Here is a 12,974-nt window from a genome sequence, read left to right on the forward strand (position 1 = left end):
TTAGGAGAATTAAAATAATGGCAAAGAATGTCCTCTACTTTTTTGTGGCCTCTTTCATCTCTTTTATTCTTTTAATTGCCGGTTTGCTTATTTGGGTATCTCGTATACCTACGAGGGATCCTTCAGACGCTGATGGTAAAGGGTTTGCAATTGTTTATGGATTTATGGCAGCCGTTCCTACTTCAATCATTATTGGTCTAATCGTCACTATTGGTGCTTATGCCTATCGAAAATATAAGGAAACAGGTTAATAAAGAGGTGAATAAGTAAATGGATGATTTGATAAGTATCATCATAGTCTTATTGTTTTTAAGCTTATTTATCTTCTTGCAAAAATTATATAATAGAAAATACAAGGTACCAGCTATATTCTCATGGTTTCCAGGCCGTTTCGGGATCAGAAAAGTAAATGAGCATTTATCTCAAATGAATAAAGAGCTTGCTGCACAAGGAATAGGAATCTGGGTGACCTATTATGCTGTAGATTTGTATTTTGTTACGATTCCATTAAAGGTAAGCAAATATAAGAATTAAATGATTAAATGATAAGAAGTAAGGAAGTATGGAGAAATACCATACTTCCTTTTTTTAACCCTTCTGAAGTTATCCCATTCTTCCTCACTTTTTTACGGATTAAATAAAGTGGTTTTCACAAAAAAATAGATAAATTTTTTACTGCTATTTGCAGTTAAGAAGTCAGTGGAAGTATCAAAAAACCTTTAGTTGGAAAGCTACTATCATTAATTGAAGATAGAGAAGCAGATAGTTCAATCAATTCTTCCTCGTTTAGATTTATGGATAATTTAATCACAGATTCTGTGTTGAAATAGCAAACATAGCGATTTTCCCAATTAACACTTTTCTACAATAGATAAACAGGCAGGTTGAAGGAAATGATTTATGTAAAAATAAGACACAAAAAGTGAAATTCAGGGAACTTTCAAGTAAAATCAGCGTATGAAAATATAAAGATAGTATCACTTAAACGATAGAGGGATTTATATGACTAAGAAGAAGATGGCAAAGGTCATCTTATGGGGAATTTTATTATCATTGCCATTATGGCTGCTTACCATATTAATTGCAGTTACCATATGGATTATATTTTAGTGGAGAAAGCACGAAGGCGGTTCAGTTCACGTGCTTTCTTTTTTGTGTGGAAAAGAAGTTGACTGCTAATTGTAAAAGGCCGATTGAATCTGTAAGAAGACCCAGAGGACCAGGTTTATGAGAGGTTTTCATTAAATAGGGAGAGAGTTATGGTGAAGATGCAAGACGTTTTTAAACAAATACTGAAGGAAACGATAGCTCCTTTGTTTAAAAAGCACAGATTTAAAAAGAAAGGCAATAACTTTGTACGTACATTCTCCGGGTTTTCTTGGACAATCAATGTTCAATCCTCTAGTTTGAATACCAGTGAGGATGTAGCGTTCACGATTAATACAGGTATATCGGTTGAGAGCTTATATGGAACGTACTATCAGGATGAACCGCCAAAATTCCCATTAGAAGTGGATTCTGTGATGAGGCTAAGAATATCCGAGCTCAAAAGTACATCGGATCAACATGAAGATATTTGGTACAAGCTAACTCCAACCACTAATTTAGATGATCTTACAGAACAAATTAAACAAGACATTGAGAAAATAATCATCCCATATTTTCAACAGTTTCAAAGTTTACAGGATGTTATACAGGGACTCGAGAAAAGAGAAGTACAAGGATATCATGAGAATCCACATGTACTAGCAGTTCTTTATCATGAATGCGGTGATAGAGAGGCTGCAAAAGAACGTTTGAGTAGAGTCTTTGAAGAATGCGAAACAGATTTAGAAAGACAAGAGACGAAAGACCTTGCAGAAAGGTTGGGTTTTGAAATAACCAAATCAAACTCATAGAACCTTTTATTTGTACAAATAGAATCACCTTAAACAAATGTTTAATATTACAAATAAAGGATATTTATAAGTACAACTAGAAAGGAGAATGTCAATGTTCTTCAAGCACAATGAAAAGATCAAGCGGAGGAATGTTAATATTGCTTGCTGGTGTACCTTTACCGTATGGGCAGTGTTGCTGTTAATTAATTCGTACTTTGAATTTTTTCTAGATAGAGAGCTTATTACGCATTCATTTACAATTTTAATAGTTGGTTTAGTCGTGTTTTTTGTAGTTGATGCGTTCTTAAATATCTATGATAGAAAGTCGGAAAAATCCCGAAACTTATGAGAAAGGGGTTAGATCCATGCTAAACATATTCATTCTCTTAGCGTTTATACTCGCAATGGGTTATAACACATATGTCAAAACGACTTTTTCCCTTGTGGTTGTGTTGGTTATTGCAGCTATTGGGATTATATATAGAATTTATAGCGCGAAGAATATGAAAGATAAAATCAATCATAAAAATAATACTTAATGAAAGAGCCAACCCAAGAGGGAAAGGCTCTTTTGTATATTGTGAGTAGCTAAACAGTATGCAACATTAGCATGGGAATATTTTTAGAAAATTTAGAAATAGGTATTTCATTTTAAAAAGCAGCTGTTATACTTACCTTAACTGGTAATGACATCATTACTATTTGAAACCTCTCTGTACTCAAATTGGAGTGACAATATCATGATTAAAATCTTTGAAGACGAGCAAGCCATAACAAATCAAATCGCCAAAGAAATGAAACGTCATCTATTAAATGATGGAAAACCCGTGTTCTGCTTAGCATCCGGCACAACACCAGAAAAAAGCTACCGTCAATTTGCGACGGAAGTAAAAGACAATTCAAGGCTTAAAGATTTAAGAATCGTAAGTCTAGATGAATGGGTGGGCATTAATCGAACATCTGAGGGAAGCTGTTATCAGATGCTGAATAAAGATCTGTTTTCTCCGTTGGAACTTCGGGATTCACAGATTGAATTCTTTAACGGAACAGCGTCCAATCTTCAAAACGAGTGCCATCGCATTGATCAGTTTATCGAAAGTAATCCTATTACATTTAGCTTGATGGGTGTCGGGATGAACGGGCATATCGGTTTAAATGAGCCGGGCTGTCCAGTTTTAGATCATAGTAATGTCGTCGACCTATCAGAAGAAACAAAGATTGTGGCGCAAAAGTACTTCAATCAAACAACTTCACTTGATAAGGGAATAACGCTTGGTTTAGGTCAAATCTTGAAAAGTAAGCGAGTCATTGTTGTTATGACGGGTGAAAGAAAAGCTCAAATTGCAAAAGAGATCATCATGAACCCCAAGGCTCAACTTCCGGCTCAGGTTCTGCTAGGGCATGGCCATATTGATTTTTATCTAGATCGAGAAGCGGCGAAGTGGTTGGATAAAGAAACACTTAACAAAGGAGAATGATCTACATGAATAAGATGAAGGTATCACTAATCGGGGCAGGCAGCATATCATTCGCGTTAGGCGCATTGCAGGATCTCGTTCTGTCAGAACGATTGAAAACAGAAGTCGATTTAGAGATTGCACTCATGGACATTAGTGAAGAAAACGTGAACCGTACACATACATATGCAACAAAAATGTTTCAGGCTTTTGAGAACCCAGCAAAGATATGGCAGACTACAAATCTGGAAGAAGCTTTACGTGATTCTGATTTTGTAATCGTTGCCATTGAGAGGGAACGTTACCACTACTGGTCTCAGGATTTTCATATTCCGCGTCGTTATGGCAGCAAGCAGATCTACGGTGAGAACGGGGGTCCCGGGTCGATGTTCCACACGCTTCGAAACATGGGGCCGATGCTTGAAATTGCGGAAACGATGGAAAAGGTTTGTCCCGGAGCGTGGTTCATCAACTATACGAATCCAGAAGCAAAGTTAGTGGAGGCGATCTCTAAATTAACATCGATTAAGGTAGTAGGTTTGTGTCATGGCTTAGACATGGGCATTCATCAGTTAGCAGAGTTTTTAGAGCGAGACGCGAACGAAATTGGAATAGAAGGTGGAGGGCTGAATCACTTCGGCTTTTTTACAAAAATCTACGATAAAAACACAGGCGAAAATCTGTATCCACTGTTTGACCAAAAAGAAAAAGAGGCAAACGCCTTAGCACAATTCGACCATCTAGGTTTATCGAGAACGATGTATCGCACGTATGGCTATTATCCGTATCCGGGAACAAATCATATTGGTGAGTATGTATCGTATGCCGAAGACTTTTACGCAGGGTTGTCTCTTTTATACCGGTACGACCCGATCCGAGAGAAGCTGTGGGAAAAGGATTCACGGGTTCCGGAGTTTGTTTACAGTGCAAGTGGTCACGTTTTAGATAAGAAGCTGTTTCCGAGAGACGATTCTTATGAGCAGTGGACGGAACAGGCTTATATTTTTAAAAAGGAAAATGTACAGCGAAGTCACGAGTATGCGATTCCCATTATAGAAGCGATCTACTTTGATGACGAGATCGAGCTAAACGCCGTTAACATGCAGAATAATGGTGCGATAAAAGGACTGCCTGACGATATGGTAGTGGAAACACAAGCGGTCGTGAACGGAAACGGAATCTCGTTAAAGCCGATGACGGTAGAACTGCCAACGGCGATTATCGGAACCATTCATATTCAAGGGACGATTCATAAGCTATTGATAGAAGCATTTCTTGAAAAATCAAAGACAAAGTTATTGCAAGCGATCCTCCTAGATCCGCAAGCACCAACCTATTATCAAGCGTGCGCCTTGATCGATGAGATGTGTGAGCTTCAAAAAGAAATCCTGCCCAAATTAGAGTGGAAGTCAGGTGAAGAGTTGCAATGAATAACGAGAGAATAGAAGATTTGCTAAATGAAATGACGTTAAAAGAGAAGCTCGGCCAGCTCACTCAGATTACGGGAGAGCATTACGTCGGCAAGATCGAGGATGAGATGGTTGAAACGGGTCCTGGTTATTGGGATCAGCTTTTAGAAGGAGACACGTTATATACGATGGGTAGTGTGATCGGTGTGTCGAGTGCGAAGGCAACGAACATGATTCAGTCTGCCTATTTGGAAAAATCGCGATTGAAAATCCCACTTCTTTTTATGCACGATGCCATTCATGGCTATAAGACGATCTTTCCGATTCCACTCGCTCTTTCTTGTACGTGGGACGAAGGGATATTAGAGAAAGTTGCTGCACAGACGGCATCAGAATTACGAGCTGCAGGCATTACGGTGAACTTCTCGCCAATGGTCGATCTTGTTCGGGATGCTAGATGGGGAAGAGTGATGGAATCGTTCGGTGAAGACCATCTGTTATCAGGTAATCTGGGTGGAGCTATGATTAAAGGTTACCAAAAAGATAGGGACGGAAAGATATCTGGTGATGGAGTAGCTGCCTGCCTTAAACACTTTGCTGCATATGGCGCGGCGGCTGGAGGCAAGGACTATAACACTGTCGATATGTCAATGCGAGAGTTTTTTCAGTACTACGGTAAGCCGTACGAAATCGCGCTCAAAGACAAGCCAAAGTTTGTGATGAGCTCGTTCAACACCTTTAATGGAATACCAGTTACGGCGAGTGAAGAGATGATGAAAGAGATCTTGCGAGATCGCTATCAGTTTGAAGACATTGTGATCTCAGATTGGGGTGCTGTCGCTGAGCTTCAGAATCATAGAGTAGCCGCAAACGGAAAAGAAGCGGCTGAGTTAGCACTAACCGCTGGTATTGATATTGAGATGGTGTCCACACTGTATTTGGAAAACTATCAGGAGATTTTATCGAGAAACCCAAATCTACTAGAAGATATTGATGCTGCGGTTCTTAAGATTTTAGAGCTTAAAAATGAACTAGGATTATTTGAGAATCCTTATGTAGCTGAGGAGAAAGAGAAACAGGTTATCTTAAATGAGGAATTCTTACAATTCTCGAAGGAAGCGGCGAAAAAGAGCTGTGTGTTGTTGAAAAATGAAGAGTTGCTGCCGATTCCAAAAACAGTTAGAAACGTCTTGATCGTTGGACCGTTCGCGAAAACGAATGAGCTGCTCGGCAACTGGCCATGCAAAGGGAGCTTTGATGATGTTATCTCGCTAACAGAAGGACTGCAATCACTCGATGGTACCTTGAACATTAAAGCGTATGAAACGTTAGAGAAGTGTCCGCAGAATGAACTGGTTCAGTCTGACTATATCATTGCGGCTGTTGGTGAGCGCTGGGATTTAAGTGGTGAGGGACATAGCAGTGTTCATATAGAGCTTGAGGAAAAGCAGCAAGACTTAATTCGAGAGATTAAATCTTTAAACAAGCCGTATGTTTGCGTTTGTTTCTCCGGTAGACCGTTAGCGCTGCAAAATATTATTGATGATATTCCAGCTCTCCTTTGGTGCTGGTATCCGGGAACTCAAGCGGGTAGAGCGATTGCTGAACTTTTAACTGGAAAAGATACACCATCTGGGAAACTAACGATGTCGTTTCCGCGTTACTCATCACAAGTTCCAATCCATTATAACGAATACAGTTCAGGTCGTCCGGCGAATGATTCTAGCTATAGCAGCCGTTACCAGGATTGTGAAGTCGGTCCGCTGTTCTCGTTTGGTGATGGACTTACGTATACGAACACAACGTATAACGATATGGTGATTTCAAATAACGTATTGAAAGATGGTGAAGAACTAACCATCTCGTTCAGTGTGGAAAACCAGAGTGCTTACGCGTATTCAGAAATCGTCATTTTGTATATAGAAGACTTAGTGTCAAAAGTAGTGCGTCCAACACGCGAAATGAAGAAATACAAAGTGGTGCACGTACCAGCTCACGAGACGGTACATGTGGAATTGTCGTTAACGATAGAGGACTTAACGTATTTAAATAATCATCTGCAACCAAGTATTGAGCCTGGTGCATTCAACCTTTATATCAATGATTTGCAAAAACCTGTAGGTGCGTTCAATTACGTAGCTGAAACGATAGGGGTGCAGAAAAGCTGATGAAAGTGATGACGTTTAATATAAGAGTAGATATTCCCGGTCTTCAAGAGAACGCTTGGCGTGATCGGTATAACGGTGTCAGTCAGGTAATTAACGCCGAGTCGCCTGTTGTTGTTGGCATGCAAGAAGCGAATGAGTCTATGATTCGTGATGTGATGCAGAATCTATCAAGTTATGACTGGACAGGTGAGCCACGCCGAAAAGGTGATGAAGGGACACCGATCTTTTATCGGACAGATCTATTTACTTTACTAGATTCAGGCACTTTTTGGCTATCTGAAACGCCGAACGAGGTAGGCAGTATGAACTGGAATACGAGCTATCCACGTGTGTGTACGTGGGCTGAGTTCTCGTTTATTGAAGAACCCAATACTAGATTCCGAGTATTCAACACCCATCTGGATCATATGAGTGAAGAGGCGCGTGTTCAAGGAATCAAGCTCATTGGAGAGACGATTCATAGATTGAACCAGACATCACATCTGCCGTTTCTGTTGATGGGAGACTTTAATGATGTTCCTAGCAGTGAGACGCTTCAGTATTGTGAAAAAGAGCTGGAGTTGAAGAATGTTTATTTGGTGATGGAAGAAAAGAAGGTAGACCGACTAACCTTTCATGATTTTAAAGGAGATGTGCAAGGTGAACCGATAGATTTTATCTTTACATCTCAAGACGTAAAGGTCTCTCAATCCAAGGTTATTAGAACAAAAATGGAACACGGTTACCCCTCTGATCACTATCCAGTAACTGTGGAAATAGAGCTGAAAAAATAGGTACAAATATATAAATTTCAGAAAATTAACAAAAATAGATTGTGAGTTAGAAAAGGATGTGGTAATTTAAAATAAAATAAAAACGTTTTTATATTTCTGTGCAGATTTCAGGTTTTATACTTCAAACGCTGAGAAAAGAACTGGAAATACGAAAGGGAGGACCAATCAATGACCCTCCCACTATTTTTGAGATCTTTAGAAAACGCTTACATAATAGAATGATAAGTAAAAGCCTCTTTTTTTCATCAGAATAAAAACGTTTTAAGAAGGAAGAATGCAATGAGAAAAGTAACGATAAAAGACGTAGCAAGGGAAGCCGGCGTATCCATCTCCACCGTTTCCAACGCGTTAAATAACGTTGATGTGCTCATACCCGCCACGAAAGCGCATGTGTTAGAAGTTGCGGAACGGTTGAATTATATTCCCAACCTTAACGGTAAGCTCTTGAAAGCAAGTGAGAGCAAGATGCTAGGTTTCTTTACAACAAGTGTCAGCGGTCCTTATTTTTATGTGTTGGTCGAAGCGATGGCTCGTCACTGCGAAAAGTTAGGATATGGCTTAAACATCGTGGTCGCAAAAGATAAACGAGTGATCTTGAGCAACATCTTAGGACAGCGTCTCGATGGTGTGATCATTTTTGAAGAGCTATTGATTGATGACAAAGATGTGTCTGTGATGGAAGAGGCACAAGTAAAAGCCGTTTTTCTGGATCGCGTGTTGCAGAACGAAACAATGGGAAGCGTCATTTTTGATTCTTATACAGCGGGGTATGACGCAGCCAAATATCTAATCAGCCTAGGACACAAGAAAATCGCCTACATCTCAGGTGTGGACACGATGTATGACAGTGTTCAGCGTAGAGAAGGTTATCTCGCTGCACTCAACGAACACAATCTCCCATTTGATGAAAGCTACATCCTACAAGGGTTCTTTGAAGAAGAAGGTACATATAATGCCGTAAAATCTTTTATCAAATTGCATCCTGAAAAGTTACCAGATGCATTTTTAGCCGGTAACGACGTGAGTGCGATCGGTTGTATCAAGGCGTTAAAATCAGAAGGTTATCAGATTCCAGAAGACATTAGCGTAATGGGCTTCGATGATATCAATCTCGCCGAATACTTCTCGCCACCACTAACAACAGTTAAGAACCAGATCGCAAGACAAGGCATTCTAGCCGTAGATCATCTCGTGAAATTGATCCAACAAAAAGAAAAAGGCATGATTCAAAAGCTAAAAGGCGAAATCATCGTCCGACGCTCCAGCAATCTAAAAGTAGAACAGATGGTAGGAAGGTAATTTTTTTAGTCTCTAATAAAAACGTTTTTTTGTAACAGTGTTTTTCTTTTCTTAAATGTTTTAAAGACATCGAAGGATTGTTGATTGGAGTGTAAGGTGGGAGACTCCTGCGGGACAAGCGGTCTGGTGAGACACTTAATGGCGCGAAGCGGCAAGTGGCTCACCGTCTGCCCCGCGGAAAGCGAGCACCTGAAACGGAAATCAACGACTTTCAAAGTTCAACAAAGCGTATTAAAAAATGAGCAAGGGAGTGAGATGAATTGTGAAGGTTACGGTTATGGGAAAGAACAACGTTGAAATAAAAGAAAAAAAGCCACTAGGACCAAGATTCAAACGGTTTTTCAAAGACTTTAAAAATCAATGGGAACTGCAATCCATGATTATCCCAGGTCTCATATTCATGATTATCTTCAGCTACATTCCGATGTATGGCCTTTTAATTGCATTCAAACAATACACAGCGCTCGACACCTTTTCCACCGCTCCTTGGGTTGGGTTAAAGAATTTCCAAATCATCATGACAGACAAGTTCTTCTGGGAAGCGATGGTCAACACGGTGGCCATCAGTTTAATGAAGCTTGCGATTGGATTCATCGCTCCTATCATTCTAGCGATCATGATCTATGAACTGCACGATGGTCCGATCAAACGCTTTATGCAGACGATCTCGTATCTGCCTCACTTTCTATCGTGGATCGTACTAGGTGGAATGCTGATCACGTGGTTTTCAACGACTGGATTATTGAATCAAACATTAATGGCCGTTGGACTTATGGATAATCCGCAAAACTACTTGCTCGACGCAGGGAAGTATTGGTGGATCGCCACACTGTCTGACATCTGGAAAGAAGTCGGCTGGGGAACGATCCTGTATCTCGCTGTTATGTCTAAGATCGATCCTACTTATTATGAAGCAGCAAAAATTGATGGCGCTAGCCGCTTAAAGCAGATCTGGCACATCACCATTCCTTCAATGAAATATATCATCAACCTGAACTTGATTCTGGCGGTGAGTGGCATCTTCGGATCGAACTTTGATCAGACGTTAGTGCTCATGAACACGCAGAATCAGGAAAAAGCAGAAGTGCTTAGTACGTACGTGTATCGAATCGGTATGACGCAAGGGGACTTCTCTTATGCAACAGCCGTAGGACTTGGGATGTCGATCGTGTCGCTTATCCTTTTAGTCGGTGCACATAAAGTCACGAAAAGACTAAATGAAGGACAATCCGTACTGTAGAGAGGAGGGCATTCATGGCAGGAAAAGTAGTTAAAGGAGATTTAGATAGCCGTATTTTCAACTTCATCAATATGTCTTTGTTGCTAATCTTCACGTTCATCATCATCATTCCGATCTGGAACGTTATCGTTTCTTCATTCAGTTCGGGAAGATCGCTAGCAGAAGGCGGATTTGTGTTTTGGCCGCAAGAGTTCTCGATGGAAAACTATCGAGCCGTGTTTAGAGACGAGACGATCTGGCAGGCATTCTTCATCTCTGTTGCAAAGACCGTTATTGGCGCAAGTACACATGTCCTGTTTTGCGCGATGGTCGCTTATGCCTACAGCAAACAGAATTTAAGAGGTCGAAAGCTTTACTCGGCACTCGGTATCATCACTCTGTTCTTTAGCGGAGGTATGATTCCGACGTATCTACTTATTAAATCACTAGGATTGTTAAACAGCTTTTGGGTATATATCATTCCGGCATTATTCAGCTTTTTTGATGTCATTATCTTAATGAACTTTTTTAGAAATGTTCCTAAGTCATTAGAGGACTCCGCCAAAATTGATGGCGCAGGCGATTGGAGAATCTTTTGGAGCATCTACCTCCCATTGTCCAAACCAGCGTTGGCGACGATCGCTCTCTTTAACGGGGTTGGTCAATGGAACGATTTTATCACAACAAAATTATACATAACGGATCAAGCACTCTATCCGTTACAGATGAAAATCTATGAAATCATCGTTCAGTCTCAAACCAATACGATGCAAAATATCGGCGGCTCAGTAGTCATCGAAACAACCGCAAGAGGTGTGCAACTCGCCACCATCGTAATCACGACCTTACCAATTATCCTTATCTATCCACTCCTACAGAGACATTTCATCTCAGGAATGATGCTTGGAGCGGTGAAGGAATAGATTGAAACGAAAATTAACGACTCTTATAACTCATTTTGAAAGCGTTAACAGTTTTTAAATCAGAGGAGGAAGTAAAAATGAAGAGCATCAAATCTATGTTTGGAAAAGGCTTAGTGTTGTTGTTAGCGGTGTTTATGGTATTAACAGGCTGTTCCAGTGATTCAGAAACGGAGAGTGCAGGGCTAAAAAAGCCAGACTACAAAGTCGATAAAGAGACACCAGCTTGGAAACTAGATAAGCGAAAAGAAACGACTACATTGACTTGGTACGTAAACGCCGATTGGTGGAATGCTGATTTCGGTAACGACTTCGTTACAAAGCAAATCAAGAAAGACTTAAACATCGATGTAAAGTTCATCACGGGTGATGATACGAAGTTGAACGCACTATTCTCTGGTGGAGACATTCCGGACATCATCTCCCTATTTGATGCAAATGCTCCAATCGCGAAAAAAGCGAACACATGGGCATTGCCATTAAACGAATTAGCAGATACGTATGATCCGTATTTTCATAAAGTAGCGGTAAAAGATACGTTAAAATGGCACGAGCTGAAAGACGGAAAAACATACGGTTATGCTAACTTCTCCAACACACAAGCAGACTACGATAAAGGTGTAATCCCAGCAACAACAGCATTTGTTATTCGTAAAGACGTGTATGAAGCGATCGGAAAGCCAGAGATGAAAACACCTGAACAATTCCAGAGCGCAATGACCAAGATCAAAGAAAAATTTCCGAAACTGATTCCTTTTGGACCGAGTGAAGCGTTTGGTGAAGTGCTGCAAGACTATATCGGCGTTCCGCTTGAAACAAAGGATGGAAAGTTCTACAACCGTAACCTAGATAAAGACTATTTAACGTGGTTAGAAACGTTTAACGGCGTTTATCAAAAAGGCGGCATCAGTGATGATAGCTTTGCCGATGACAACACAGCGATGGAAGAAAAAATCAAAGCAGGTAAATATGCATCCATGCTGATCAGCGGAATTCCACAAAAAGGTGGCGCGCTTCAAAGCTTTAAGACTAACAACCCTGGAAGTGAATACATCGCAGTAGATGGACCGGAAAGCACAGTAGGTAATGCACCAACATTAAATCAATCCGGAATCACAGGCTGGATGATGAACTATATTACGAAAAAGAGTAAAGACCCAGCAAAAGCAACTCAGTTGTTCACGTACCTGTTGAGCGAGAAAGGGCAAACACTCGTAACGTACGGAATTGAAGGCGAAACCTACACAGTGAACGCAGACGGAAAATATGAATTCAAGCCAGAAATCAAAGAAATGCGTACGAAGAATCCTGATCAATACAAAAAAGAATATCGTTTTGGAGAATTCTTCTTCTTCGGACATGATAAATACAACTTGCTGAGCGATGACTCAACGATCGAAGCAACCAAACAGATGGCAGAATGGGGCAAAGGAAAGCTCGTGCCACACTTCGTACTAGAAGGAACAAACCCTGATCAAGGAACACCAGAAGCACGCTCATTCAGTGCCATTGACACCGAATGGCAAAAAACAGTCGTAAGCATGGTCCGAGCAAAGAGTGACAAACAGTTCGACAAAGAGCTTAAGAGCTACGAAAAGTTCCTAGACGAAAACAACTGGGATAAGATCACAGACATCAAGACCAAGAAAATGGAACAAAACCGTGAGAAGTTGGGGATGAAATAAACTACGGTGGGCTTGTTACAGTCGTTTCTATGGAAGTAGTTTGATTTAAAGAATTTTTCTTTTCATCACTGACAAGTTGATTGGAGTGTAGGGTGCGAGACTCCTGCGGGACAAGCGGTCAGGTGAGACACTTAAAGGCGCGAAGCGGCAAGTGGCTCACCGCC

General features: G+C 40.6%; 11 protein-coding genes. All 11 read left to right on the forward strand.

Annotated features, from left to right (window positions below; translation table 11 throughout):
- Positions 1-17 precede the first annotated feature (17 nt).
- The gene (locus IHV10_RS09615) at positions 18-251 is read left to right on the forward strand and encodes a hypothetical protein (protein WP_153237203.1); all 234 of its coding nucleotides are present in this window, start codon (positions 18-20) and stop codon (positions 249-251) included.
- Positions 252-270: 19 nt separating this feature from the next.
- Positions 271-534: a hypothetical protein gene (locus IHV10_RS09620; protein WP_197128576.1), complete on the forward strand. Its 264-nt coding sequence runs from the start codon at positions 271-273 to the stop codon at positions 532-534.
- A gap of 725 nt (positions 535-1,259) precedes the next feature.
- Entirely contained in the window at positions 1,260-1,898 is a 639-nt protein-coding gene (locus IHV10_RS09625; RefSeq protein ID WP_197128578.1) for a DUF4304 domain-containing protein, read from the forward strand.
- 722 nt (positions 1,899-2,620) lie between these two features.
- Positions 2,621-3,358, forward strand: a complete 738-nt coding sequence (locus tag IHV10_RS09630; protein WP_197128580.1) for a 6-phosphogluconolactonase — start codon at positions 2,621-2,623, stop codon at positions 3,356-3,358.
- 5 nt (positions 3,359-3,363) lie between these two features.
- The gene (locus IHV10_RS09635; RefSeq protein WP_197128582.1) at positions 3,364-4,767 is read left to right on the forward strand and encodes an alpha-galactosidase; all 1,404 of its coding nucleotides are present in this window, start codon (positions 3,364-3,366) and stop codon (positions 4,765-4,767) included.
- Positions 4,764-6,914, forward strand: a complete 2,151-nt coding sequence (locus tag IHV10_RS09640) for a glycoside hydrolase family 3 N-terminal domain-containing protein (RefSeq protein WP_197128584.1) — start codon at positions 4,764-4,766, stop codon at positions 6,912-6,914. Before IHV10_RS09635 ends, IHV10_RS09640 begins: the two co-directional genes overlap by 4 nt.
- Positions 6,914-7,687: an endonuclease/exonuclease/phosphatase family protein gene (locus IHV10_RS09645; RefSeq protein WP_197128586.1), complete on the forward strand. Its 774-nt coding sequence runs from the start codon at positions 6,914-6,916 to the stop codon at positions 7,685-7,687. Before IHV10_RS09640 ends, IHV10_RS09645 begins: the two co-directional genes overlap by 1 nt.
- 279 nt (positions 7,688-7,966) lie before the next feature.
- Entirely contained in the window at positions 7,967-8,986 is a 1,020-nt protein-coding gene (locus tag IHV10_RS09650) for a LacI family DNA-binding transcriptional regulator (RefSeq protein ID WP_197128588.1), read from the forward strand.
- A gap of 277 nt (positions 8,987-9,263) precedes the next feature.
- A complete protein-coding gene (locus tag IHV10_RS09655) occupies positions 9,264-10,226 on the forward strand; it encodes an ABC transporter permease (protein ID WP_197129899.1) in 963 nt (320 codons plus the stop codon).
- 14 nt (positions 10,227-10,240) lie between these two features.
- Complete coding sequence (locus tag IHV10_RS09660) at positions 10,241-11,128, forward strand: carbohydrate ABC transporter permease (RefSeq protein WP_197128590.1); 888 nt, start codon at positions 10,241-10,243, stop codon at positions 11,126-11,128.
- Positions 11,129-11,205: 77 nt separating this feature from the next.
- Positions 11,206-12,810 carry a sugar ABC transporter substrate-binding protein gene (locus IHV10_RS09665; RefSeq protein ID WP_197128592.1) on the forward strand — a complete coding sequence of 535 codons (1,605 nt, stop codon included), beginning with the start codon at positions 11,206-11,208 and terminating at the stop codon, positions 12,808-12,810.
- Positions 12,811-12,974: the final 164 nt, after the last annotated feature.

Origin of the sequence: Fictibacillus sp. 5RED26 (assembly GCF_015903895.1) — a bacterium.
Lineage (GTDB): Bacteria > Bacillota > Bacilli > Bacillales > Fictibacillaceae > Fictibacillus > Fictibacillus phosphorivorans.

Excerpts from the sequence above, each read along its gene's own strand:
- IHV10_RS09630 (WP_197128580.1), top strand. The coding sequence starts at position 2,621 with ATGATTAAAATCTTTGAAGACGAGCAAGCCATAACAAATCAAATCGCC.
- IHV10_RS09635 (WP_197128582.1), top strand. The coding sequence starts at position 3,364 with ATGAATAAGATGAAGGTATCACTAATCGGGGCAGGCAGCATATCATTC.
- IHV10_RS09650 (WP_197128588.1), top strand. The coding sequence starts at position 7,967 with ATGAGAAAAGTAACGATAAAAGACGTAGCAAGGGAAGCCGGCGTATCC.
- IHV10_RS09640 (WP_197128584.1), top strand. The coding sequence starts at position 4,764 with ATGAATAACGAGAGAATAGAAGATTTGCTAAATGAAATGACGTTAAAA.
- IHV10_RS09655 (WP_197129899.1), top strand. The coding sequence starts at position 9,264 with ATGGGAAAGAACAACGTTGAAATAAAAGAAAAAAAGCCACTAGGACCA.
- IHV10_RS09625 (WP_197128578.1), top strand. The coding sequence starts at position 1,260 with ATGGTGAAGATGCAAGACGTTTTTAAACAAATACTGAAGGAAACGATA.
- IHV10_RS09620 (WP_197128576.1), top strand. The coding sequence starts at position 271 with ATGGATGATTTGATAAGTATCATCATAGTCTTATTGTTTTTAAGCTTA.
- IHV10_RS09665 (WP_197128592.1), top strand. The coding sequence starts at position 11,206 with ATGAAGAGCATCAAATCTATGTTTGGAAAAGGCTTAGTGTTGTTGTTA.
- IHV10_RS09615 (WP_153237203.1), top strand. The coding sequence starts at position 18 with ATGGCAAAGAATGTCCTCTACTTTTTTGTGGCCTCTTTCATCTCTTTT.
- IHV10_RS09645 (WP_197128586.1), top strand. The coding sequence starts at position 6,914 with ATGAAAGTGATGACGTTTAATATAAGAGTAGATATTCCCGGTCTTCAA.
- IHV10_RS09660 (WP_197128590.1), top strand. The coding sequence starts at position 10,241 with ATGGCAGGAAAAGTAGTTAAAGGAGATTTAGATAGCCGTATTTTCAAC.